Origin of the sequence: Paraburkholderia antibiotica (assembly GCF_012927125.1) — a bacterium.
In the GTDB taxonomy this organism is placed as follows: Bacteria; Pseudomonadota; Gammaproteobacteria; order Burkholderiales; family Burkholderiaceae; genus Paraburkholderia; species Paraburkholderia antibiotica.
The window spans coordinates 82,510-105,357 of the sequence record NZ_JABBFZ010000018.1 but is presented as its reverse complement, the minus strand read 5'-3'; the positions used below and the strand labels follow the sequence as shown (position 1 = coordinate 105,357).

21 protein-coding genes are annotated in these 22,848 nt (G+C 65.7%); 16 read left to right on the top strand and 5 right to left on the bottom strand.

Annotation, left to right across the window (positions count from 1 at the left end):
* Positions 1-189: 189 nt before the first annotated feature.
* The gene (locus tag HHL14_RS25260) at positions 190-1,857 is read right to left on the bottom strand and encodes an ATP-binding domain-containing protein (RefSeq protein ID WP_169500311.1); all 1,668 of its coding nucleotides are present in this window, start codon (positions 1,855-1,857) and stop codon (positions 190-192) included.
* Positions 1,858-2,067: 210 nt separating this feature from the next.
* Between HHL14_RS25260 and HHL14_RS25255 the strand changes: the two genes are divergently transcribed.
* Both HHL14_RS25255 and HHL14_RS25250 read left to right on the top strand, forming a co-directional pair.
* The gene (locus tag HHL14_RS25255; RefSeq protein WP_169500310.1) at positions 2,068-2,694 is read left to right on the top strand and encodes a glutathione S-transferase family protein; all 627 of its coding nucleotides are present in this window, start codon (positions 2,068-2,070) and stop codon (positions 2,692-2,694) included.
* 58 nt (positions 2,695-2,752) lie between these two features.
* Positions 2,753-3,379, top strand: a complete 627-nt coding sequence (locus HHL14_RS25250; RefSeq protein ID WP_169500309.1) for a Fur family transcriptional regulator — start codon at positions 2,753-2,755, stop codon at positions 3,377-3,379.
* Positions 3,380-3,466: 87 nt separating this feature from the next.
* Here HHL14_RS25250 and HHL14_RS25245 read toward each other — a convergent pair whose 3' ends face one another.
* Positions 3,467-3,979 carry a response regulator gene (locus HHL14_RS25245; RefSeq protein ID WP_169500343.1) on the bottom strand — a complete coding sequence of 171 codons (513 nt, stop codon included), beginning with the start codon at positions 3,977-3,979 and terminating at the stop codon, positions 3,467-3,469.
* Between the two features lie 564 nt (positions 3,980-4,543).
* Here HHL14_RS25245 and HHL14_RS25240 point away from each other — a divergent pair.
* The gene (locus HHL14_RS25240) at positions 4,544-5,275 is read left to right on the top strand and encodes a ribonuclease activity regulator RraA (RefSeq protein ID WP_169500308.1); all 732 of its coding nucleotides are present in this window, start codon (positions 4,544-4,546) and stop codon (positions 5,273-5,275) included.
* A 127-nt stretch (positions 5,276-5,402) separates the two neighbouring features.
* On the opposite strand, the gene HHL14_RS25235 is transcribed toward HHL14_RS25240, so the two are convergent.
* The gene (locus HHL14_RS25235) at positions 5,403-6,284 is read right to left on the bottom strand and encodes a TetR/AcrR family transcriptional regulator (RefSeq protein WP_230413183.1); all 882 of its coding nucleotides are present in this window, start codon (positions 6,282-6,284) and stop codon (positions 5,403-5,405) included.
* A gap of 75 nt (positions 6,285-6,359) precedes the next feature.
* Between HHL14_RS25235 and HHL14_RS25230 the strand changes: the two genes are divergently transcribed.
* The 3 genes from HHL14_RS25230 to HHL14_RS25220 all read left to right on the top strand — a co-directional run bounded on the left by HHL14_RS25230 (position 6,360) and on the right by HHL14_RS25220 (position 10,864).
* Positions 6,360-7,892 (top strand): MDR family MFS transporter, encoded by a 1,533-nt coding sequence (locus tag HHL14_RS25230; protein ID WP_169500307.1) that lies wholly within the window; start codon positions 6,360-6,362, stop codon positions 7,890-7,892.
* A gap of 378 nt (positions 7,893-8,270) precedes the next feature.
* Positions 8,271-9,437 (top strand): hypothetical protein, encoded by a 1,167-nt coding sequence (locus tag HHL14_RS25225; protein WP_169500306.1) that lies wholly within the window; start codon positions 8,271-8,273, stop codon positions 9,435-9,437.
* A gap of 350 nt (positions 9,438-9,787) precedes the next feature.
* Positions 9,788-10,864 (top strand): TAXI family TRAP transporter solute-binding subunit, encoded by a 1,077-nt coding sequence (locus HHL14_RS25220; protein WP_169500305.1) that lies wholly within the window; start codon positions 9,788-9,790, stop codon positions 10,862-10,864.
* Positions 10,865-10,965: 101 nt separating this feature from the next.
* Here the strand turns inward: HHL14_RS25220 and HHL14_RS25215 are convergent, their stop codons facing one another.
* Positions 10,966-12,405, bottom strand: a complete 1,440-nt coding sequence (locus HHL14_RS25215) for an aminotransferase-like domain-containing protein (RefSeq protein ID WP_169500304.1) — start codon at positions 12,403-12,405, stop codon at positions 10,966-10,968.
* 110 nt (positions 12,406-12,515) lie between these two features.
* On the opposite strand from HHL14_RS25215, the gene HHL14_RS25210 reads away from it, so the two are divergent.
* From HHL14_RS25210 to HHL14_RS25180, 7 genes are all read left to right on the top strand, one after another.
* A complete protein-coding gene (locus tag HHL14_RS25210) occupies positions 12,516-13,403 on the top strand; it encodes a DMT family transporter (RefSeq protein ID WP_169500303.1) in 888 nt (295 codons plus the stop codon).
* Between the two features lie 223 nt (positions 13,404-13,626).
* Positions 13,627-14,208 carry a GNAT family N-acetyltransferase gene (locus HHL14_RS25205; protein WP_169500302.1) on the top strand — a complete coding sequence of 194 codons (582 nt, stop codon included), beginning with the start codon at positions 13,627-13,629 and terminating at the stop codon, positions 14,206-14,208.
* 46 nt (positions 14,209-14,254) lie between these two features.
* Entirely contained in the window at positions 14,255-15,112 is an 858-nt protein-coding gene (locus HHL14_RS25200) for a MerR family transcriptional regulator (RefSeq protein WP_169500301.1), read from the top strand.
* A gap of 204 nt (positions 15,113-15,316) precedes the next feature.
* Positions 15,317-16,927: a flavin-containing monooxygenase gene (locus HHL14_RS25195; protein ID WP_169500300.1), complete on the top strand. Its 1,611-nt coding sequence runs from the start codon at positions 15,317-15,319 to the stop codon at positions 16,925-16,927.
* A 42-nt stretch (positions 16,928-16,969) separates the two neighbouring features.
* Positions 16,970-17,878, top strand: coding sequence for an SDR family NAD(P)-dependent oxidoreductase (locus tag HHL14_RS25190; protein ID WP_169500299.1), 909 nt, complete (start codon positions 16,970-16,972; stop codon positions 17,876-17,878).
* Positions 17,879-17,963: 85 nt separating this feature from the next.
* The gene (locus HHL14_RS25185) at positions 17,964-18,842 is read left to right on the top strand and encodes a metal-dependent hydrolase (RefSeq protein WP_169500298.1); all 879 of its coding nucleotides are present in this window, start codon (positions 17,964-17,966) and stop codon (positions 18,840-18,842) included.
* Positions 18,839-19,846 carry an alpha/beta fold hydrolase gene (locus HHL14_RS25180; protein WP_169500297.1) on the top strand — a complete coding sequence of 336 codons (1,008 nt, stop codon included), beginning with the start codon at positions 18,839-18,841 and terminating at the stop codon, positions 19,844-19,846. The genes HHL14_RS25185 and HHL14_RS25180 overlap by 4 nt, the downstream gene beginning before the upstream one ends.
* Here HHL14_RS25180 and HHL14_RS25175 read toward each other — a convergent pair.
* Positions 19,807-20,361: a putative glycolipid-binding domain-containing protein gene (locus HHL14_RS25175; RefSeq protein WP_169500296.1), complete on the bottom strand. Its 555-nt coding sequence runs from the start codon at positions 20,359-20,361 to the stop codon at positions 19,807-19,809. The two genes, HHL14_RS25180 and HHL14_RS25175, sit on opposite strands and share 40 nt — an antisense overlap.
* 191 nt (positions 20,362-20,552) lie before the next feature.
* Between HHL14_RS25175 and HHL14_RS25170 the strand changes: the two genes are divergently transcribed.
* The 3 genes from HHL14_RS25170 to HHL14_RS25160 all read left to right on the top strand — a co-directional run bounded on the left by HHL14_RS25170 (position 20,553) and on the right by HHL14_RS25160 (position 22,817).
* Complete coding sequence (locus HHL14_RS25170; protein WP_169500295.1) at positions 20,553-21,578, top strand: urea transporter; 1,026 nt, start codon at positions 20,553-20,555, stop codon at positions 21,576-21,578.
* Between the two features lie 169 nt (positions 21,579-21,747).
* A complete protein-coding gene (locus HHL14_RS25165) occupies positions 21,748-22,524 on the top strand; it encodes a class II aldolase/adducin family protein (protein ID WP_169500294.1) in 777 nt (258 codons plus the stop codon).
* A 62-nt stretch (positions 22,525-22,586) separates the two neighbouring features.
* On the top strand, positions 22,587-22,817 hold the full coding sequence (locus tag HHL14_RS25160) for a 4-oxalocrotonate tautomerase (RefSeq protein WP_329601727.1): 231 nt from the start codon (positions 22,587-22,589) through the stop codon (positions 22,815-22,817).
* Positions 22,818-22,848 lie beyond the last annotated feature (31 nt).

Genomic DNA, 22,848 nt, shown 5'->3' with positions numbered 1-22,848 from the left:
GGTGAGCGGGCGGTGATTGCACGGTGATTGCGCGGTGATTGCGCGTTGATTGCGCGTTGATTGCGCGGTAAGCGCGTCGGAGCAGCGCCGACTGCGTTCGGGCGGCGTGACGCGCACGGCTGGACGCGGCCCGGCAAGGCGCGGCGCGTGCCGATGACTCCGCGCCCAGCCCGCGCCTACACAACCGCCCTACGCTGCCTTACCGTCGCGCTGTTGCAAATGCCGCGCGGCCCGCTGCGACGCGACGACGATCAGCTTCATCGTCGCGCGCGTCGCGCCGACGAACAGCTTGCGGGCACTGCGCTCGTCGAACGCATCGAAGTCGATCTCCGTGAAAATCACGCACGGCGCCGCCTGTCCCTTGAAGCGGTAAATCGACTCGAACAGCACGTCGCCTTCGCGATACTCCGGGTTGCCGAACAGATCGTATTTGCCGGTGAAACTGCGCAGCCGATGCGGCCCGAGATGATCGAGTGCGGTCAGCGCCGAGCCCTCGCGGCCGCGAAACGACAGCACCGCGATATCCTGCTTGCGAAAACCGAGCGACAACGCATGGGTGATCGCGCGCTTGCTCGCGTCGATCGCGCTTTCGGGCGCCTGCGCTTCGTCGTACACGGACAGCGACACCTCGGAGCCGTCGAACGGACTGCCCGACGCGAGTGCCGCCGCAAGCGGCGCCGCCGGCCCGAGCACCTCGCGCAGATAGTCGAGGATGTCGCGCGGACTGCGGTAATTGGTGGTTTCCTTCAGCGTCGTCCAGCCCGGCAGCGTGACCGGCTCGCGCATGTACAGGTTCTGCAGCGGGTCTTCGAGCCACCACCACGCGCCGCCCGGACGCAGCAACCGCTCCAGCGAGGCGACCCACGGCTGCTGGAAGTCCTGCCCTTCGTCGACGATCAGCACGTCGAATTGCCAGCGCGGCTCGATCGGCGTCGCGGCGAACACCTGCTCCAGTTGCTCGAACACGTGGGCGGACTCGAAATCGGGCGCGCGGCCCGCGTCGCGCGCGATCCAGTCGCACAGCTGGTGATAGTTCGCGACCTTCGCCTCGGGCGGCGCCACCCGCGCGATATGATCGGCGAGCGGCCGGTTGAAGCACACGTACAACGGCCGCTGACCTCCCGCGACGGCGTCCTTCATCACCTGCACCGCAAGTTGCGTCTTGCCAGAGCCGGCCGTGCCGATCACGCGCAAACGGAACGGCGCGAATTCGAGCCGTCGCGCCCACGTCGCGAGACCGCCCGCGAGACGCGTGACGAGCGTGCCGGCCTGACCGACGAGCGCGCTCGTGTCCGGCGTCAGCGCGAGTTCATCGGCGAGAAAGTGATGGATTTTCGACGCGCACGCGAGGCGCGGCTCATCTTCCGGCAGCGCCTCGCGGATCACCGCGGCGAGCCGGTCGCGCCGCGTCGCATCGACGATGCGCGCCGGATTCACGCCGGCGATCGCCGCGTCCTTGACGATGTGGTCGGGGCAGTACAGCAGTTCCTCGATGAAGTAGGTGCCCGCGCCGAACGCCGCGGTAAAGCGCCGATGCAGGCTCTCGATCGTATGCGCGAGCGCGATCGCGACGTTGCGCTCGGTCTGCAGATACACCTTGACGAGCCCCTTGGGCGTTTCGCGCAGAAAACCGGTCTTCTGCTCGATGATCATCACGCGGCCCGCCGGGCTCACGATCACGAAATCGGCCTCGCCGAACACCGAAAAGGTCTGGTTCAGGCGCGTCCAGTGCACGCCGTGGTAGACCGTGTAATCGGCGGGCAGCGCTTTTTCGAGCAGCGCCAGGGTTTCGCGTTCGCGCGCCGCCGCGCCGGTTGCTTCGAGGCTCTTCCAGTCGTCGGGAACAATGCGGGCCATGCAGTGCCTCAATGAATTCAGATGCGTGGATCGGGATGCGTGAGTGCCGTGCGCCATTCAGGGTGCGGTCATTGTACGCAACGCGGTGTCGGCAGGAAGGGCCGGCACGCTTTGCTCGGCGCGCGCAAAGGCGTGCGCATCGTGTATCGTTTTGGCTGAACGCCGCGGACGACGCGCGGCTTGCCAACCGTAAGAGAAAGGATTTACCGGATGATTACGATCTGGGGACGCACCAACTCGGTCAACGTTCAGAAAGTCTTGTGGTGCTGCGACGAACTCGTGCTGCCGTTCGACCGCATCGACGCCGGCCTGCAATTCGGCCGCAACAACGAGCCCGATTACCTCGCGATGAACCCAACCGGCAAGATTCCGACGCTGGTCGACGACGACTTCGCGTTGTGGGAATCCAACTCGATCCTGCGCTATCTGGCGCTGCAATACGGCGAATCGAGCCTGCTGTATCCGGCCGAGCCGAAACTGCGCGCGAGCATCGACCGCTGGCTCGATTGGTCGCTGTCCACCTTGCAGCCCACCGAGCGCCCGGTGTTCTGGACGCTGGTGCGCACGCCGCAAGCCGAGCGGAACATGGACAAACTCGCCGACGACGTGAAGGCGGTCGGCAAGCTGTGGCATCTGCTCGACACGCATCTGCAGGGGCGCTTCTTTCTCGAAGGCGAGAAGTTCACGCTGGCCGACATCGTGATCGGCGCGTATGCGAAGCGGTGGTTTGGCGTCGATGGCTTGCAGCGGCCACAGTTGCCCAACCTCGAACGCTGGTATTCGCGTCTCGCGACGCGCTCGGGGTTCAAGAAGTACGTGGACTTTCCGCTGACCTGAGTCTTCCGCCGCGACGACCCGCGCGGCGGCCCCCCGCGCGGACCTCTATAATCGACGCATGAAGAACGCCAAGCCCGCCGCGACCGGCCCTCAGTCCACGCCTGCCCACGCAACCGATGCGCACGACGCCCATGCGCATCACGGCTCGCCTCATGAAGCCCATCACGACGCCCATCATGAAGCCCATGATTCGGCGCACACGCACGGCGCGTCGCCGGAAGCCGCCCTCGCGCTCGCCGAGGAGTACTGCCGCGAGCGCGGTGAGAAACTCACGCCGATCCGCCGCAAGGTGCTTGAACTGCTGCTGAATTCCGGCCGCGCGACCAAGGCTTATTCGCTGCTCGACGAAATGCGCCAGATTCACCCCGGCTCCGCGCCGCCGACCGTGTACCGCGCGCTCGACTTTCTGCTGTCGGCCGGGCTCGTGCATCGGATCGAATCGATCAACGCGTTCGCTGTGTGCCACGATCTGACGCAATGCCAGCACGGCATCCTGGTGGTGTGCCAGCAATGCGGCAGCGTCACCGAATTGCATCAGCCGAAGTTGCGCCAGGCGCTCGTCGCGCAGATCGAGGACGCGGGCTATCGACTCGCGAGCGATGAAATCGAACTGAAGGGCTTGTGTTCGGCCTGTCAGGCGGCCGAGGCGGCGGGCGCCGTCGCGCCGGAGGCCTCGGCGAAATAGAGAAATAGAGAAATAGCGAGGGGCGCGGCACGCGCACCTCGCCTACCACGATCTATCTCGCGGCAACCATCCCCAGGGCGGCGCGGCTCAACCTGCCGCGCGTGCGTCGATCGCGTCGTGCAACAGCGTCACGAGATCTTCCGGCAATGCGGGTTTGGTCATGAAATGCTGGAAGCCTTCGCCGATGCTGCGCAGACGGTAGGCGTCGTCCGTATGTCCGGTGAGGGCCACCGCGACCGCCGGTGAATGGCCACCGCAAATCTCGTGATCGCGCAGCCGCTGGATCAGGTAGAAACCGTCCATGGCCGGCAGGTCGAGATCGCAGACGACCGCGTCGGGCAAGAGCCGCGTCACCGCTTCGACGCCCTCTTCGGCATCCGCCACCGCGCACACGTTCGCGCCTTCCGCTTCGAGTAACAAGGTCAGCGACTCGCGGCTGTCCGGGTCGTCTTCCACCAGCACGATCGTTGCGTGATCGAGCCTCATTGCTGCGTTCATTGTCTGTTGTTGCTCTGGAAAACCGGTTAGGCCATCCGATATGGCCAATGTTTCACTCTGCTGCTTGCCGCCGATCTGCGCGGCTACGATGTTGCTGTCCATGGTTCCGACTCGATTTCGCACGCCGAGTTGCAGAGAGGTCGGCGATTTTAAAGCATCGCCCGCCGCCTGCCCGAGTACAACGCGCGCACGGTAACGCGCCAAAATTGCACGCCGATGAAAAAACGGCTTTCGACTCCACCGCGATTTTTCTGCCTGTTTTTCCGCAGTTTCCGCGGCATGCCGATTGCCGGCACCCGACTCATCCGCGCGGTTCGCGCGAACCCCGTTCGCGCGGCCTGCCCCGCCCGGCATCGTTCCTGTCCTTCGACTCCGATCACGCGACGCGGTACTTCATGTCGTTTCACGTTGCTGCATGTTGCTGTGCGTTACTTCGTATCGCGCGGCTTCGTCGTTTCGTATCCCCCCTCAAATAGCACGTCGCGTGCCTCGGCGGCATGGCTTGCGACGCGTGCATGGAGTTTGGCGCGAACCGGCGAAGATGTGGCCGATCGTCGGGAGATAGGCGGCCGTTGAATCGCCCGGCGCGCTACGGCATAGCATGGCGGCGCTATCATCGCGAACGCATGTCCGAACGCATGTCATGTCAACCGGAGCCAGCCGACCATGTCCGCGATCCCGTCCCCACTCAGTCCCACCACGCTCGATCTTCTACGCCACGTCAGCACCGCGACGCTGACCACGCAACTGTTCAAACGCGGACTGCGCAATACGTTCATGCAAGGTGTCGCGCCGCTCGCCGCGCCGCGTGGCGCGAATCTGGTCGGGCCCGCGTTCACGCTGCGCAACATTCCATCGCGCGAAGATATCGACGTGCTCGAACTGTTCGCGGACCCCGAGTACGCGCAACGCAAATGCGTCGAGACCATTCCGCCCGGTTACGTGCTCGTGCAGGATTGCCGCGGCGAGCGCGGCAGTGCGTCGTTCGGGTCGATTCTGTCGCTGCGGTTACAGGTGCGCGGAGTCGCGGGCATGGTGTCAGACGGCCCGGTGCGCGACAGCGCGACGATCGCCGCGCTCGACATGCCGGTGTTCTGCGCGGGCGCGAGTGCGCCGCCGAATCTGATCCGCCATCATGCGGTCGATATCGATGTGCCGATCGGTTGCGGCGGCGTGGCGGTGTTTCCCGGCGATGTGATCGTCGGCGACGTGGATGGGGTGGTTGTAATTCCGCGCAAGATGGCCGACGAGGTTACAGAAGCCGCCGCCGCGCAGGAACAGCTCGAAGCGTTTCTCACCGAACGGATTCGCGCGGGCGCCGCGCTGCCGGGGACTTATCCGCCGAACGAAGCGACGAAAGCCGCGTTCGAAGAATGGAACAAACGGCGCAAGAGTTAGAAAGGCTCGACGAAAGGCTTTGCTGCAAGTTGGCTGGAAGCTTTGCTCCGAAGCGCGTCGGATCAGAAGTTCGGCACCAGAAGCTTCGCACCGGCGCGACCCGATTCGCCTTTATGCCCTTTCGCCCCTATTCGCGCTGCTTCGGCCCGATTCCCTGCACCAGCAACGCCACCGCATGCCGCGCGATTTCCGCGCCGCCGATGTTGCGCCGCATCGGATCGTTGCGCCATAGCTTCGAGGTCGCGAGCGGCAGGATCGTCATGCCGAGCAGCGTGACGAACACGAGCGCCGGCTCCAGCGACGCATTCAGACGCCCCTGTTTCTGCCAGCGCGCGATCGCCAGCAGCGACGCTTTCTGATTCGCGTTGCCGTAGCGCTCGTGCATGCGCTGACGCAGCAGACCGCCATCGCTGATCACTTCGCGGACCCACAGCGATGCGAACCACGGGTAATCGCTCGCGATCTGCACGAGCCGATGCGTGAGCTGCGTGATCGCCTCGACCGGATCATCGGGATTTTCCTGAAACGGCACACCGAGGTTCGCGCGCAACGGTGCGAAACGCTCGTCGATCAGCACGTCGAGCAACTGGTCGCGGGTCTTGAAGTAGTAATGCATCATCGCGGGCGTGAAGCCGGCCTCGCGGGCAATCTCGCCCAGCGAAGTCTCGACGATGCCCTGCTTCGCGAACAGCGTAAGCGCGGCTTCGAGCAGACGGGCGCGCTGTTCGGCGCCGCGCGCGGCGCCGCTCGGCCGTCCCGGACGACGGGGCGCCGAGGTTGCGCCAGCAGTTGCTCCGGCAGTCGCGCCAGCGGGCGCTTCAACGGGCCCAGCGCCGGCCATCTCGCCTGCCGGCTTCGCGCTGCTGCCACCCTCGGCTCGCACCGCAGCCGGCACGGATTTCACGGCGCGCTTCGCCGCGCCGCGCGGCTGCGCGGCGACCCTGCTACGCGACGGCGCTGCGGTCGCGACCGGCTCCCCCAACGGGGTGTCTGACGGAATCCTTGCCATTGCATTCAATTTGACGTGAGAGGCGATGTCGCATATATTAATCGCCGAGTTAATTAATTTCAATATGTTGCCGCCATGGAACAACCCGTCACGACCCCGTCTGTCGATTCCGCGCAGGATCCGCGCTCGGCCCCTGCCGCCGCGGACCACCCGCCGATCCGGCTGCTGTTTCCCGCGCTGCTGCTGGTCATGCTGCTTGCCGCGCTCGATCAGACCATCGTCTCGACCGCGCTGCCGACCATCGTCGGCGAACTCGGCGGGCTCAACAATCTGTCGTGGGTCGTGACCGCCTACCTGCTCAGCTCGACGATCGTCGTGCCGCTGTACGGCAAGTTCGGCGACCTGTTCGGCCGCAAGATCGTGCTGCAAACCGCGATCGTCGTGTTCCTGGTCGGCTCGGCGCTCTGCGGCATCGCGCAGAACATGAGCCAGTTGATCGTGCTGCGCGCGCTGCAAGGCCTCGGCGGCGGCGGCCTGCTCGTCGTCACGATGGCCGCGATCGCCGACGTGATCCCGCCCGCCGAGCGTGGCCGCTACCAGGGCGTGTTCGGCGGCATCTTCGGTCTCGCCACCGTGATCGGCCCGCTGCTCGGCGGCTTTCTGGTCGAGCATCTGACGTGGCGCTGGATTTTCTACATCAACCTGCCGCTCGGCGTCCTGTCGCTGGTCGTGATCGGCGCGGTGTTCAAGCCGCACGTGCACCACGTGAAGCACACGATCGACTACATGGGCGCCGCGTTTCTCGCCGGCGCGCTGACCTGCATCATCCTGTTCACGAGCCAGGGCGGCACGATCCTGCCGTGGACCTCGCCGCAGTTGTGGTTCACGCTCGGCATGGGTCTCGTGTCGATCTGGGGTTTCATTCACGAAGAGCGCACCGCGGTCGAACCGATCATGCCGCTCGCACTGTTCAAGGACCGCACGTTTCTGATCAGCAGCCTCGTGAGCTTCATCATCGGCGTATCGCTGTTCGGCTCGGTGACGTTCATTCCGCTCTATCTGCAGGTCGTGAAGGGCTCCACGCCGTCGGAAGCCGGCATGCAGATGCTGCCGATGATGGGCGGCCTCTTCATCATGTCGATGGTGACGGGTCGCGTGATCAGCAAGATCGGCAAGTACCGGATGTTCCCGATCATGGGCACGCTGCTGGTGTCTGTAGCGATGCTGCTGCTCGCGCGCCTGCAGATCGACACGCCGATTCATGTGATGTATCTGTACATGGGTCTGCTCGGCTGCGGTCTCGGCATGGTGATGCAGGTGCTGGTGCTGGCGGTGCAAAACACGGTCGAGTTCAGGCACATGGGCGTGGCGACCTCGGGCGTGACGCTGTTCCGCTCGATCGGTGGCTCGATCGGCGTGGCCAGCTTCGGCGCGGTGTTTTCGAATGGCCTCACCAGCCGGCTCGAAAAGCTGATTCCGCCTGATACCGAGCTGCCGCACGCGTTGGGTCCGACCGCAATCCATCAGTTGCCCGAAGCATTGCGCGACGACTATCTGCATGCGTTCGCCGGCGCGCTGCACACCGTGTATCTGTCGGCCGCGTGCGTGGTGGTGCTGGCGTTCGTGCTCGCATGGCTGCTGAAGGATCATCCGCTGCGCAAGCGCTAATCGGGCGTCGGCGCCCGCGCTTCCGGCGCGGCTGCAAATGCCTGCGCCACGTGCCTGTAGCATTCCATATGACGAGGCCGCACGCGAAACGCGTCGGCCTCGTTTCCATTCCGCTTCCCGCTCATCGCATCGCGCGATGCATGTCCAGTGCCCGACGCGACTTTCTTCATACGTCCGAATGTGCGCTAACGCACACAGACCAGGGGCGTAAGGCGATTGACGTTACCCCTGAAACACCACATATTGGAAGCCGCGCGAGACTTCGCTCTCGGTGACTCTCCGGCGCATGTGGATCGTGATTCCGCGGACAAGGCTCCTGCCTCAACACGATCCGGAGCATGCCTTCACGGCATCGTTTTCCAAAGGTGGGGCCACGGCATGTCCACCCAGACAGCAACCGGCCATAGTTTTCCCACGCCCTGCAAACGCTGCGGCGGCACCCTTTACCGGCAAGTCGATGCCTGTCCGTATTGCGGCGCCACGCATCCGCTCGATCCGGATCCGCACCGGCGCACGGGAACGCCCGGCAGTCGTGCGAGTGCTACGCACAAACCCGTGCCCCACTTCGACGACACCCCCGACATGCCGGGCGGCTCCGTCCTCGCCGCTCACACGTTGCCCGCCGACGAACTGCTGCCCAGCGAACCGCTCATGCACACGGCGCTGGTCTCGACGGAAACGACGATTCCGGACTTCGAAGAGCCGCTGTATGCGCCACGCAACACCGTGCTAACGATTCGACGCGTGCTGTACGCGATCGGCGCAATTGTCCTGATCGGCATTGCGTATGTCGGTTATGCACTATTCAGTGACAGTAGCGAATCGGAGGACAAAGGCGTCGAGCAGATTACTCAGGACCCCAGACCAACCGCCGGCACGGCGCCGACAGGCACCACCACGAGCGGTACGATCGCGCCATTTGCTGCGGTGGCGCCGGCTCAAACACCGGCAGCGCATTCGGCCGCGGCGGTCAAACCGGCTGCGCCGTCGGCAGCCGCGCCTAATGCCGCGCCCGATATGGCGGCGAAGCCGGCACCCACCGCACCGCCCGCGACCGTCGCGCGGGCCACGCCCGTGGCGCCCCCTACACCTAACGCAGCGCTCGCGGCGACAACCGTACGCCCCGCGACGCAGTTCCACGACGCCGCGCAAGCGCTGCAGGCCGCGCGTGCCGCGTTCCGTGCCAACGATCTGTCGCAGGCACTGGCCGCTGTCGCCGTCGCGCAAACGTTACAACCCGGCAATAGCGACGCCCGCGATCTGGCCGGCGAGATGCGCCCACTCGTCGAGCGCCGCGACAACGCACTGCAGGCCGCGCAAAACTGTGTCGCGCAACAGTCGTGGCCCTGTGCCCGTCAGCACGCAAACGAGGCGCTGGCGATCGACAGCAGCAACGACGCGGCGAAGAGCATTCTCGAGCGTGTAATTCGCGAGACCGGCTGGGCTCCGCTGCCACCGCCGCATGCGGCCGCGCCAGGCGCTGCGCTACACGATACCTCGCTCGCGCAGGCGCAACAGCCGACGCGAGCGCTTGCAAGCGGTTAGACGGAATGGCAAAAGCGAAGGAGAAGGCGTCGCGCTCCCGAGACACACGCGGTGCCGGATGAAGCGCAACGGCATCGAGCAACGCCACCCACTGCAATCGGCCGCAAAACGCACTCGCACTCACTCGAAAGCCCGCGGCAACAAGACACGCCCGAAGCCGAAAACATCATTCGCATACCGAATCAAACGATGACTGTCTGTGCCGACCCGCACATTTTCGTCCGTGTTCTGAGCGGAAACAGACGGACTGCCTCTCGCGACACCCTGAACATGACATGGCAGCCGGATCACTGGTACTTGCGCGCGCCACGCGTGAAGCGGGATCAACCTGACCGATAGGTAGAAAGACCATGCTGAAGAGACTTCTCGCGGGATGGCTGGGGCTGACGGCACTCGTCGTGTGTTCGCTGGCCGGCGCGGAGCCGGCGCACTACAAGATCGTCACTGGACCGGAGCGCGGCACCTATATCCAGATTGGCAACGATCTGTCGAAATGGGTGGCCCAGCCGGCCGGCATCGATCTCGAAGTGGTCGCGTCGAAAGGCTCGGCCGAAAACGTGCAGCGCATGCGTTTCGAGCCCGGCGTGAAACTCGCGCTCGTGCAGTCAGACGTCTACCAGGCGTTCATCGATATGGCCAACACGGGCAACCCCGATGCCGGCACGACGATCCGCCCGCTGCGGCTCATCATGCCGCTCTACGACGAGGAGATTAACGTCGTCGTGCGGGCGGATTCGCCGCTGAAAACGCTCGCCGACATGAAGGACAGGAACATCAGCGTGGGGCTGCTCGGCAGCGGCACCGCCCAGTCGGCGACCACGCTCTACCGGCTGATGTTCGGCCAGCCGATTCCCGAGCAGAACGTCCAGCATCTGAGCAACGAAGATGCGCTCGCCGCGCTGATCGTGAAGAAGATCGACGTCGCGATCATCGTGGTCGGGCAGCCCGCGAACCTGTTCAACGGCATGAAACCCGAGCTGCTGCAACAACTGCGTCTGCTGCGCGCCGATCCGAATGCGCCGGAAACGCTGCGCGCGAAGCAGACCTACTTCCCGACGACGATCCGTCAGACCAGCTATCCGAACTGGCTCAAGGAAGACGTTCCCGCGTTGACCGTCAAGGCGTTTCTCGTCACCTACGATTACGGCCTGCGCGACACCGTCAGCAATCTGAATCATTTCGCCGACTCGCTCTGCGCGAACTTCGACAACCTGCAGGAGCACGGCCATCCGAAATGGAAGCAGGTGAAGCTCGAACTGCCGACGCTCGTGCACGGCTGGAAATACTATCCGCCGGTCGAAAAGCATCTGCGAGCCTGCCTCGCGAATCGCAGCGCGGCGATGAGCGCGGCCGCGGCGACCCAGGCCGCGCAGAAACCGCACACGCCATGTTCCGAACAGGAGCGGCTGCTGCTGCTGTGCAAATAACGCGCAAGTAATACTTCAGGCAAAAGCGCCGTGCAGGCGTGTTGCTTCGTGCAAGAAATCTTCGGGCAAAAAACGCGAGCGCTTCTGCCATCCGGTTCGTTTCACACGCGCTCGCGTTCTGCCTGAGCCGACGCCGCACTCGCATCCATCGCCCGTTGCAGCACCTCGTAGACTTTCGGGCGATTGCATTGCGACACGTTAAAGCGCAGAAAATCCGTGGCCGCCTGCGTCGCGCTGAACACGTTGCCCGGCGCGAACACCACGTCCGCCGTCAACGCATGCCGCGCGATCTCGGCGGCATCGAGCCCATCGGGCAGACGCGCCCACACGAATAGTCCGGCGCGCGGCAGCGTCCAGATATCGAGCCCCGCATGGCCGAGCCGCCTGACCGTCTCGCCCATCGCATCGGCGAGCCTCGCGCGCATCGCCTCGATATGACGCCGATACGTACCGTCGACGAGCATCCGATGCACGACGCTCGCGGTGAGCTGGCCGTTGCCGAACGAGGTCGCGAGCTTCAGATCGATCAGCGGCTCGATCCATTCGGCGCGCGCGGCGATATAGCCGCAACGCGCCGCCGCCGACAGCGTCTTCGAAAAACTGCCGATCGACACCACACGCGCGAGCCCGTCGAATGCAGCCAGACGCGGCGCCGCTTCGTTCTCGAAGTCCGCGAAGATATCGTCCTCGACGATCAGCAGATCGTGCTCGCCCGCGAGCTTCAGCAGCCGGTGCGCGACGGCCGGCGCAAGCGTCGCGCCGGTCGGATTGTGGATCGCCGAATTCGTCACGTAGAGCCGCGGACGATGCTCGCGCAACGCACGCTCGAACGCCGCCAGATCCGGCCCCTGCGGCGTATAAGGCACGCTCGCGATGCGCACCCGATGCGCGCGCAGCAACGCCTGAAAATTGAAGTAGCACGGATCGTCGATCAACACCGTGTCGCCCGGTTCGAGCAGGAAGCGGCACACCAGATCGAGCGCGTGCGTACCGCCATCGGTCAGCACGATCTGTTCGGGCGGCGCGTCGACACCGTGCGCCGAGAGCCGCCGCGCCAGTTGCTGACGCAGCGCGGGCAAGCCGGCCGGGCTCGCATAATCGGCGAGCAGTGACTGCGGATCGCGCGCCACCGCCCGCAGCGCGCGACGCACGCCGTCCTCCGGCAGCCACGATGCCGGCATCCAGCCGCAGCCCGGCTTCAGCACTTTCGAGCTCGCCTCCAGCGATTGCCGCGTGAGCCACAACGGGTCGACCTCGCGATCGAGCCGCGGCCCGAGATCGGCAAGCGCGAACGGCGGCGCATGGCCCGACACGAAAAAACCGGAGCCGCGCCGCGCGACGATCGCCCCTTCCGCGACCAGCCGGTCGTATGCTTCCACCACGGTCGACTTCGACACGCCGAGCGTGTCGGTCATCGCGCGAATCGACGGCACGCGCGCGCCCGGCATCAGCGAACGGCTCGCGATGCGCTCGCGCAAGGTGTCCATCACGAGACCGACCCGCGTGCCCGATACCGCCTCGTTGTTGCTGCTTTCGGCCATCTGTACTGTTCCATGTTCGGTACAGTTCGTGCGAAGTGTACTGATCTGTAGCTTACCGTTTTCGGCGGCGGCGAGCATCATGGACCGCTTTCAGCGCAGGAATCTTTGCCATGGACAAGACCACCAACGGCTGGCTCAGCGGTTTCGCGGGCGTGCTGATTTTCAGCGGCTCGCTGCCCGCCACGCGGCTTGCCGTGCAGGGACTCGAACCGGTGTTTCTGACCGTCGCGCGCGCGACGATCGCCGGCCTGCTCGGTCTGCTGCTATTGCTGATGTTTCGCGAGACGCGGCCCGCGCGGCGCGATCTGCTGCCGCTCGTGGTGGTCGCTCTCGGCGTCGTGGTCGGCTTTCCGCTGTTGACCGCGCTGGCGCTGCGTCACGTGAGCGCCGCGCATGCGGTCGTGTTCATCGGTCTGCTGCCGCTCTCGACCGCGATTTTCGGCGTGCTGCGCGGCGGCGAGCGGCCGCAGCCGGCATTCTGGCTGTTCTCGGCGCTCGGCAGCGGCGCGGTCGCCGCGTTCGCGTTGCGGCACGGCATCGACGCATCGCCGCTCGGTGACGCGCTGATGCTCGCCGCGATCGTCGTGTGCGGGCTCGGGTACGCGGAAGGCGCGCGGCTGTCGCGTCATCTCGGCGGCTGGCAGGTGATTTCGTGGGCGCTCGTGCTGTCGCTGCCGTTGATGCTGCCGCTCGCGTGGTGGACGCGGCCCGCCTCGTTCGACGGCGTCGGCGCGGCCGCGCTGTGGGGCCTCGCGTACGTGTCGCTGTTCAGCATGCTGATCGGCTTCGTGTTCTGGTATCGCGGGCTCGCGCTCGGCGGCATCGCGGCGGTCGGGCAATTGCAGTTGCTGCAGCCGTTCTTCGGGCTGCTGCTTGCCGGCGTGCTGCTGCACGAACAGGTGCCGCCGTCGATGATCGTCGTGACCGTCGTCGTGGTTGCGTGCGTGGCGGGAGCGCGGCGCTTTTCACGGGCTGCGCCGGCACGGCCGGCTGTTTGACTCGCACTCTGACTGGCGTCGGCCGCGCGTGGGTCACGTGTGGGGCGCGTGGGGCTCGCACGCGTGTCGCATGTCGGCCCGGCCAGCTTCGACCAGCCTTTTTCGGACCCCAATCCGAGCGCACGCAAACCTCCGCCATTTTTGACCCGCTTCAAATCCGCGCCGCCGGCAGGCATAGTGAAACCCATCACGGATTTCACCGGCCACGACAGGACCACCCCGCATGAGCCCCAGCAGCGCCACCTCGGACACGCTCCACGTCCGCGACGCCACCGAAGCCGACCTCCCCGCGATCCAGGTCATCTACGCGCACCACGTGCTGAACGGCGTCGCGTCGTTCGAGGAAACCCCGCCGTCCGTCGACGATCTGCGCAGCCGGCTCGCGTCGGTGCGCAGTCACCATCTGCCGTACATGGTCGCGGAACTCGACGGCGCGATCGCCGGCTATTGCTACGCAACGCCGTATCGCCCGCGCGCGGCCTACCGCAATACGATCGAAGACTCGATCTACGTAAGCGACGCGTATCGCGGCCGCGGCATCGGCCGGGTGCTGCTGCAGGCGTTGATCGAGCGTTGCGAAAGCGGGCCGTGGCGCCAGATGGTCGCGGTGATCGCCGACGGCGGCAGCGGCGGCTCGCTGTCGCTGCATGCGCAACTCGGCTTCGAGCTGACCGGCACGCTGAAGGCGGTCGGCTACAAGCACGGTCGCTGGCTCGACACGACGCTGATGCAGCGCACACTCGGGCGTGGCGCGTCGGCCGCACCCGACGACGTTTCAAACGCGCCAGGCCAGCCGCCCCGCTAGGCCCGCGCGCTGGTCGCCGCGCGCGCCGCCGCGTTAGAATCCGTGCATGCCGAATCTGCCGCCCTCCGCTCCGTCCGCCGCGCCCCGTAACGAATACACCGTCGACGAACTCGCGCGCGTCACCGACACCACCGTGCGCAACGTGCGCGCCTATCAGGATCGCGGTCTGCTCGCGCCGCCGGAAAAGCGCGGCCGGGTCGGCGTGTACGACGACACTCACGTGTCGCGTCTGAAGCTCATCAATCACCTGCTCGCGCGCGGCTACACGCTCGCGAACATCCAGGACCTGATCAAGGCGGTCGACGAAGGCCACGACCTGCGCTCGATCCTCGGGCTCGAAACCGCGATCGGCGGACGCTGGTCACGCGAACGGCCGCGCAAGTACTCGCTGATCGAACTGTTGCAGATGTTCGGCGATAAGGCCTCGCCGAGCGCACTCACGAAAGCGGTCGAACTGGGGCTGCTGGAGCGCAAGGGGTTGTCGTTCGTGTCGGGCAATCCGACCGCGCTCGCCGCCGGCGCGACGATGGCGAAAGAAGGCATCCCGCTCGCCGACCTGCTCGATGCGGTCGGCATCGCGCGGCCGCATTTCAACGCGGTCGCGAAGGCGCTCGTCGATCTGGTCGTGCATCAGCTCGACCGCTACGAAGCCGACGCGCTGCCGCCGCCCGCCGACGTGCCCGCGCTGGCCGACGCGATCTGGCGCTTGCGGCCACTCGCGAGCGTGCTGGTCGAAAGCGAGATGAATCGCGCGCTCGAAGAAGCGTCTGGCGACTATCTCGGCGACCGCGTCGCGGCGATCATGGAAAAGAAGCTCGCGCGTCAGGCGGAAGGCCCGGACGCGGCGGAATCGCGCACAGCCGAAAAACGCGTGGCGACGAAGAAAGGCAAAACGAAGCCCTAAGCCGCGCTTTTCCGCCCCCACAAACCGCCTCCTGCCGCCTATTCGGCGCGGCAACCCCGCCCCCCGCTTTCGCCTCGCCCTCCCGAACCGAACGACCGCACTAGAGCAGCCCGTCTAACCGGCGTCTTGCATCGTCCGTTGTCAGCCTCTATTGTTACATCACTCAATGTAACAGTTATGAGCGTTAAAAAGGAGACGGATCGGATGAACGCCCGCATGATGCCCCACGACGACGCCCCGCGCGACGCGGCCGCGCCGCTCCACACCGATGTCGCGATCATCGGCTCCGGCTTCGCGGGCCTCGGCATGGCGATCCGCCTGCGCCAGGCCGGCCTGACCGATTTCGTCATCGCCGAGAAAGCCGATTCGGTCGGCGGCACCTGGCGCGACAACCACTACCCCGGCTGCGCGTGCGACGTCCAATCGCACGTCTACTCGTTTTCGTTCGCGCCGAATCCGCGCTGGAGCCGCATGTTCGCGCGCCAGCCGGAAATTCGCGCGTACCTCGAGGATTGCACGCGGCGCTTCGGCGTCGAGCGTCATCTGCGTTTCGGCCACGAGCTCGCGAGCGCGGTCTACGACGAAGCCAGCCATCGCTGGCAACTGCGCTTCGCCAATGGCCAGCAGTGGTCGGCGCGCGTGCTGATCTCGGGCATGGGCGGCCTGTCGCGCGCGGCGATGCCGGACATTCCCGGCATCGAGAACTTTCAGGGCAAAGCGTTTCATTCGCAGCACTGGGACCATCGCTACTCGCTCCAAGGCAAACGCGTCGCGGTGATCGGCACCGGCGCGAGCGCGATCCAGTTCGTGCCGCAGATCCAGCCGCACGTCGCGCATCTCGATCTGTTCCAGCGCACCCCGCCGTGGATCATGCCGAAGGCCGATCGTCCCGTGAAGCCGCTCGAACAGTGGCTGTTCAAACGCCTGCCGTTCACGCAGAAGATCATGCGCTCGGCGCTGTACTGCATGCTCGAATCGCGCGCGGTCGGCTTCGCCGTGCATCCGTCGCTGATGAAGACCGCGCAGAAAGTCGCCGAGCGTCATCTGCGTCGCCAGGTGCCGGACCCGCAACTGCGCGCGACGCTGACACCGAACTACACGATGGGCTGCAAGCGCATCCTGATCTCGAACGACTACTTCCCGGCCGTCTCGCAGGCGAACGTGTCGGTGAAGACCACCGGCATCGCGCGCATCGAGGCCGACGCGGTCGTCACCGCCGACGGCGTGCGTCATCCCGCCGACTGCCTGATCTTCGGCACCGGCTTCCAGGTCGCCGATCCGTTTACGCCGGGCGTCGTGCGTGGACGCGGCGGCGTCGACATCGTCGATACATGGCGCGACGGCGCGCATGCGTACCTCGGTACGACCTTGCCTGGTTATCCGAACTTTTTCATGATCGTCGGCCCGAACACCGGCCTCGGTCATAACTCGATGGTGTTCATGATCGAGTCGCAGGTCGAATACATCCTGCAGGCGCTGCAGACGATGAAAACCGAGCGCGCCGCCGCGATCGAGGTGCGTCCGCAAGTGGAACGCGACTACAACGAACGCATCCAGCAGAAGCTCGGTCGCGCGATCTGGTCGACGGGCGGCTGCAAGAGCTGGTATCTCGACCCGCAGACCGGCAAGAACACTACGCTCTGGCCAGGCTTCGCGTACAAGTTCCGCCAGGCCACGCGCAGCTTCCGCATGAACGATTACTTCGCGTACGCGCCTGCCCAGCAAACCGGCGCCTACACGGAACATGCCGCGCAGACGGCACAGACCGCGCACGCGCGCGGCAACGCCGCGGTCACGTCGGCCGAAGCGACCTGAACTCATAACAACGACAGTGCATCGATCAGGGAGAACAAGCGAATGAAGAACTTCACCGACAGAGTGGCCGCGATCACCGGCGCGGGTTCGGGCATGGGCCGGTCGCTCGCGATCCAGCTCGCGAGCGAGGGCTGCCATCTCGCACTCGCCGACCGCAATCCGGCGAGCCTCGCCGAGACCGCGCAGCTTGCGCAGGCGGCCGCGCCGCAGGTGGTCGGCGCGCCGCTGCGCATCACGACGCGCGTGCTCGACGTCGCCGATCGCGCCGCGATGTTCGACTGGGCCGCCGAAACCGCGCTCGAACACAAACGCGTGAACCTCGTGTTCAACAACGCGGGCGTCGCGCTGTCGAGCACGATCGACGGCATGGAGTACACCGATCTCGAGTGGATCGTCGGCATCAATTTCTGGGGCGTCGTACACGGTACGAAAGCGTTTCTGCCGTATCTGAAGGCGTCGGGCGCGGGGCATATCGTCAATACGTCGAGCGTGTTCGGGCTGTTCGCGCAACCCGGCATGAGCGGCTACAACGCGACCAAGTTCGCGGTGCGCGGCTTCACCGAAGCGTTGCGCCAGGAGCTCGACCTGATGAAATGCGGCGTCTCGGCGACCTGCGTGCATCCGGGCGGCATCCGCACCAACATCGCGCAGGCGAGCCGGATCTCGTCGAACATGATCGGCTTCATGGTCGAGAACGAGCAGCAAGGCAAGGACGACTTCGAGAAGTTCTTCATCACGAGCGCCGACGACGCCGCGCGCGTGATTCTCGACGGCGTGCGCAGAAATAGACGGCGCGTGCTGATCGGACGCGATGCACGCGCCGCCGACTGGCTCGCGCGCACGCTGCCCGCCGCCTATCAGGCGCTCGTCGTGATGCAGACGCGCCGGCTCAAGCGCGCCGCCGAAAAGCGCGCGCGCCGCGCCGCGCAGATCGATGGCAAGCGCGCGTGAAGCGGGCAACAAGCGCGCGACATCACGCTCGCCCGCATTCATCTAGCACTTCGTAGTACGTAAAAAAATCACAGGGAGAAAGGCCATGATGCCCGTTCGCCGCGATCTACGTTTCAACCTGCCGCCGGAGCGCGCCTGCGACTGGCACGCGCAAGGCTCGCACGTGACGCATTTTTTCAACGCGCTGTCGCTGCTGTTTCCGGCCGGCGAGCGCTTTTTCATGGACTCGGTGCGCAACTATCGCGACCAGATCGACGACCCCGAACTGAAGAAGCAGGTGCTCGGCTTCATCGGCCAGGAAGCGATGCATACGCGCGAGCACATCGAGTACAACGAACTGCTGCAACAGGCCGGACTGCCCGCGCACAAGCTCGATAAACGACTGTGGTGGATCCTGAACCTGTTCCGCAAGATGCTGCCGAATTCGTACCAGCTCGCGATCACGGTCTGCCTCGAACACTACACGGCGATGCTGGCCGCGCTGCTGCTCGAAGACTCGACACGAATCGCCGGTGCCGTCGAAGGCTATGCGCAGATGTGGACCTGGCACGCGCTCGAGGAAACCGAACACAAGTCCGTTTCGTACGACGTGTGGAATGCGGTGCTCAAGCCCGGCCTCGGCCGCTACCTGCTGCGTACCGGCACGATGCTGCTCACCACGCTGACGTTCTGGCTGATCGTGTTCGACTACAACGTGCGGCTGATCATCGCCGACCGCAAACGCGGCGGCCATCTGCGCGGCATGTGGCGCCTGACGAAGTATCTGTACGGGCCGCGCCATGGCGTGTTTCCGCGCATCGCCGGCGAATGGCTGAGCTTTTTCCGGCCCGGCTTCCATCCGTGGGATCACGACAATCGCGAACAGCTCACGCGCATCGACGGCCTCGTCGCCGCGGTCGACGCCGCCAACGCGACGATGCCGGGTGCGCGCAGCGCGCGGCGCGGCGTACGGGCGGCCGCGTGATACGCGAGACGCTGTCGGTCGATGCCGGCGACGTGCGCCTCGCGGCCTACGTCAGCGGACCGCGCGACGCGACGCCGATCGTGCTCGTACACGGCTACCCCGATTCGGCGGCGGTATGGGAACCGCTGCGCGCGCAGCTCGATACGCGCTATCGCGTGATTACCTACGACGTACGCGGCGCGGGTGCATCCGGTGCGCCGGCCACGCGCGGTGCGTACCGGCTCGAACGCCTCGCCGCCGATCTCGCCGCGGTCGCCGATGCGACTTGCGGCGCGCGGCCGTTTCATCTCGTCGGTCACGACTGGGGTTCGATTCAAAGCTGGGAAGCGGTCACCGATCCGGCGTTCAACGGTCGCATCCTGTCGTACACGTCGATTTCGGGGCCGTGCCTCGATCATGCGTCGCTCGGTGTGCGCGGTGATGCGGCAGCGGCTGCGCCGGATCAGGACCGGCAAACGCCGCGAGCTACGCGTGCCGAACGTCCGGCCGAACGTCCCGCCAAACGTCCATTCGGCAGCGGCGTGCGGCAGGCGCTGAAGTCCTGGTACATCGTCTTCTTTCATCTACCGTGGCTGCCCGAGCTCGTGTGGCGCGCGGGCGGCGCACGGATGTGGCCGCTATGGTTGCGCGTGACCGAACGCGTGCGCCCGGAGCATGATCCCGCGCAGAAACGCAATGCGCTGAACGGACTCAATCTGTATCGCGCGAATTTCATCGACAAGCTGCTGCGGCCGCGCGCGCGTCATGCGCATGTGCCGGTGCAGTTCATCGTGCCGCTGCGCGATCGCTATGTGGGACCGGCGTTATCGCTCGGGCTCGAAGGCTGGCTCGGCGCGTACGAGCGCATCGAAATCGACGCCGGCCATTGGGTCGTGCTGCGCGACCCCGAGCGGATCGCAACGAACATCGCGCGCTTCGTCGACGCACATCGCGACGCCGCCGCCAACGACGACCACGACGACGCTCAACGCACGCGCGGCAAACGTCCGAACAACGTCGGATAGTCGATAACGAGACCGTCGCCGTCCACTGGCAGATTGGCGACGAAGTTGCGAAAAATCCCCTCGTAGCGGTATTCGCGATTCAGATCGATGCAGCTGTACGCCTGCTCGACTCGCGTGACCTGCAGATCCGGTGTCGAGATATACGCGACCGCCAGCGGCCGACGCTCGCCTTCGGCCAGTTGCAGGCGACGAATCGGCAACGTGTTGGTGAACGGCGTCGCGGCGATATCGATGTCGATGCAGCCCTCGATCGCGCTCAGCGCGAGGCCGTGCCCGTCGTGCCAACGGCCTTCGCCATCGCCGTGCAGTTCCAGCTCGCCACCGCCGACGATCTTCAGGCGTGCGTAACGTGTGCGCCATTGCGTATCGCAGCGCACCGCGTAATGCAGCCCGTACGACTTGCCGTAACGCTGCCCGACCACCACGCTCTCGACGGCGAAGCCATCGTCGCGCGCATCGAACACCAGATGCTCGATGCCATCGCCCTCTTCTGAAGCCCACCGTAGTTCACGCATCGACGTCTCCTCGCGAAACGGCGCAGCGGCGCGCGCCGGGTTTTCATCGTAGCGCGAAAGCGGACGCGGCAGACACTGCCGCACCAGGCGCGCGACGACGACAAATAGCCACTATCACCGCGCGACGATGCCTCGCAAGGTCTGGCGGGACTATGCTCGCGGTTTGCCGCAATCCGCCCAACCTTCCGCCGATGCACGCCGCCGCAACCGACGCCCTTGCCGCCTCGCCCAGCGCCCCGTTACGCATGCTGCTGCGCAGCTTCGGCCAGATCGTGCTGCAAGCGAACGCTTTCAGCGGCGCATGTTTCGTCGCTGCATGGCTACTGAGCGGACCGCGTCTCGCATGCGCGGCACTGCTCGGCGCGCTGGCGGCCAACGTGAACGCAACGCTCGCAGGCGCCGCCGATGCCGACACGCGTGCCGGCCTGCACGGCTTCAACGGCGCGCTCGCGGGCCTTGCCGCGTTCAGTTTCATCGACGACCCGGCGACCGCGGCGGCCGTCGCGCTGCTGGCCGCGACCGCGACCGCGTGGCTTCAGCCACCGTGGTCGCGCTGGCTGCGAAAGCATGGGCTCGGCTGTTATTCGAGCCCGTGCCTGATCGTGACGTGGTTGTGGCTGCCGTTGGCCGGCGTTCATGCCGGACAGGCTAGTGCGCTGCCCGCTCAGCCGCTCGATGCGATGCAGTTCATCGGTGGCACGCTCGCAGGCATCGCGCAAACCGGCTTCGCGTCGGGGGCACCGGCGGGCGCGATCGTGTTGCTGGGAATTGTTGTCGCGGCGCGCAGGCCCGCGTGGTGCGCGCTGATCGGCGGGACGCTTGCGAGCGCCGTGCTTCTATCGCTTGGCGCGGGCATCGATTCGTTCGCCGCCGGTCTGTGCGGCTTCAATGGCGCGCTCACCGCGCTCGCGCTGGCCGATGCCGGCTGGGCAACGATGCTCGCTGGCGTTACGCTCGCAGCGGCTTTGCAGGCGGGCGCAGCGCACGTCGGTTGGCCGACGATGAGCGCGCCGTTCGTGCTTGCGACGTGGGCTATGCAACTGATCAGGCGCCGTCTCTCATGTGGGCCAAGGCATGGGCGGCAGGCGGGAATTATTCAGGTTCGCGTGGTGGACGATCACGTAGCATCGAGGCATGTTGCATCGCTTCTCTCATCGGCATTGTGCGGTAGCATCTCTGGTCGGCTCGCACACACCGCGCGCAAGGCGTGGGAATGAGTAAGAGCCTTGAGCCTTATGTGGGACCGGAGTAAGCGATCAGGCGCTAACTCGGGTCGGCCGCTTTGCATGGGACCCGAGTAAGCGCTGAAGCGCTAACTCGGGTCGACCGCTTTGCATGGGACCCGAGTAAGCGCTGAAGCGCTAACTCGGGTCGACAGGAGACACAATGTCGTTTGTTCATTTACCCGCCGGTCGTATCGCCGGGACCGGGCCGCTATCGGAAGCCGAGCGGCTCACTCGCATCGATCTTGCCGCCGCCTATCGACTCGCCGCACTCAACGGTTGGGACGATCTGATCTACACGCATATTTCAGCGAGCGTGCCCGGCGAACCCGGCCACTTCCTGATCAATCCGTTCGGCCTCGCCTTCGACGAGGTGTGCGCGTCGAATCTCGTCAAGATCGATATCGCCGGCAATATCGTCGGCGCCAGCGACTATCCGGTGAATGCGACCGGCTTCGCGCTGCACGCGGCCGTGCATGCGGCGCGCGCCGACGCGTTCTGTGTGATGCACCTGCATAACACCGCGGGCGTCGCCGTGTCCGCGCAGCCGGCCGGACTGCTGCCGGCCTCTCAGCACGCACTGCGCTTTCACGGCCAGCTCGCGTATCACGACTACGAAGGTCTCGCGTTCACGCCCGCCGAAGGCGAGCGTCTGGTCGCCCATCTCGCCGACAAACCGGCGATGCTGCTGCGCAATCACGGCACGCTGACACTCGGGCGCACGGTCGCCGAGGCCTATGTGCTGATGGCGACGCTGCTGAAAGCCTGCGAAATCCAGATCCAGGCGCAAGCCTGCGGCGCGCCGCTGGTGGTGCCGCCCGACGCGATCGCCGCGCGCACCGCCGAACAGCTCTACGACGGCGGCGCAATCGAAGGCACGCTCGAATGGCCCGCGCTGCTGCGCAAGCTCGACCGCCTCGACCTCGCTTATCGCGACTAGTCCATCGCCACGGCGGCATGAATTAACTGACGAGTTAGTCCGCACCCCGTTCGCTCAATTCGATACCGCTTCTCCACCCTCGATCGTCAACCTCACGGAGCCATCCCATGCCCACGTTTCATATCGAACTCTTCGAAGGCCGCACGCTGGAACAGAAACGCCAGTTCGTCGAAGCGATCACCCAGGCGACCTGCGAATCGCTCGGCGTCGAACCCAATTCCGTCGACATCATCCTGACCGACGTGAAGCGCGAAAACTGGGCAACGGGTGGCCGTTTGTGGTCGGACGCCTGAGCGCCCGCGGGAATTCGCCTGAAGCGGCGTC

Excerpts from the sequence above, each read along its gene's own strand:
- HHL14_RS25210 (WP_169500303.1), top strand. The coding sequence starts at position 12,516 with ATGGACAAGACCACCAACGGCTGGCTCAGCGGTTTCGCGGGCGTGCTG.
- HHL14_RS25260 (WP_169500311.1), bottom strand. The coding sequence starts at position 1,857 with ATGGCCCGCATTGTTCCCGACGACTGGAAGAGCCTCGAAGCAACCGGC.
- HHL14_RS25240 (WP_169500308.1), top strand. The coding sequence starts at position 4,544 with ATGTCCGCGATCCCGTCCCCACTCAGTCCCACCACGCTCGATCTTCTA.
- HHL14_RS25235 (WP_230413183.1), bottom strand. The coding sequence starts at position 6,284 with ATGGCAAGGATTCCGTCAGACACCCCGTTGGGGGAGCCGGTCGCGACC.
- HHL14_RS25225 (WP_169500306.1), top strand. The coding sequence starts at position 8,271 with ATGTCCACCCAGACAGCAACCGGCCATAGTTTTCCCACGCCCTGCAAA.
- HHL14_RS25165 (WP_169500294.1), top strand. The coding sequence starts at position 21,748 with ATGTCGTTTGTTCATTTACCCGCCGGTCGTATCGCCGGGACCGGGCCG.
- HHL14_RS25190 (WP_169500299.1), top strand. The coding sequence starts at position 16,970 with ATGAAGAACTTCACCGACAGAGTGGCCGCGATCACCGGCGCGGGTTCG.
- HHL14_RS25255 (WP_169500310.1), top strand. The coding sequence starts at position 2,068 with ATGATTACGATCTGGGGACGCACCAACTCGGTCAACGTTCAGAAAGTC.
- HHL14_RS25170 (WP_169500295.1), top strand. The coding sequence starts at position 20,553 with ATGCACGCCGCCGCAACCGACGCCCTTGCCGCCTCGCCCAGCGCCCCG.
- HHL14_RS25230 (WP_169500307.1), top strand. The coding sequence starts at position 6,360 with ATGGAACAACCCGTCACGACCCCGTCTGTCGATTCCGCGCAGGATCCG.
- HHL14_RS25175 (WP_169500296.1), bottom strand. The coding sequence starts at position 20,361 with ATGCGTGAACTACGGTGGGCTTCAGAAGAGGGCGATGGCATCGAGCAT.
- HHL14_RS25215 (WP_169500304.1), bottom strand. The coding sequence starts at position 12,405 with ATGGCCGAAAGCAGCAACAACGAGGCGGTATCGGGCACGCGGGTCGGT.
- HHL14_RS25200 (WP_169500301.1), top strand. The coding sequence starts at position 14,255 with ATGCCGAATCTGCCGCCCTCCGCTCCGTCCGCCGCGCCCCGTAACGAA.
- HHL14_RS25185 (WP_169500298.1), top strand. The coding sequence starts at position 17,964 with ATGATGCCCGTTCGCCGCGATCTACGTTTCAACCTGCCGCCGGAGCGC.
- HHL14_RS25205 (WP_169500302.1), top strand. The coding sequence starts at position 13,627 with ATGAGCCCCAGCAGCGCCACCTCGGACACGCTCCACGTCCGCGACGCC.
- HHL14_RS25250 (WP_169500309.1), top strand. The coding sequence starts at position 2,753 with ATGAAGAACGCCAAGCCCGCCGCGACCGGCCCTCAGTCCACGCCTGCC.
- HHL14_RS25195 (WP_169500300.1), top strand. The coding sequence starts at position 15,317 with ATGAACGCCCGCATGATGCCCCACGACGACGCCCCGCGCGACGCGGCC.
- HHL14_RS25220 (WP_169500305.1), top strand. The coding sequence starts at position 9,788 with ATGCTGAAGAGACTTCTCGCGGGATGGCTGGGGCTGACGGCACTCGTC.
- HHL14_RS25245 (WP_169500343.1), bottom strand. The coding sequence starts at position 3,979 with ATGGACAGCAACATCGTAGCCGCGCAGATCGGCGGCAAGCAGCAGAGT.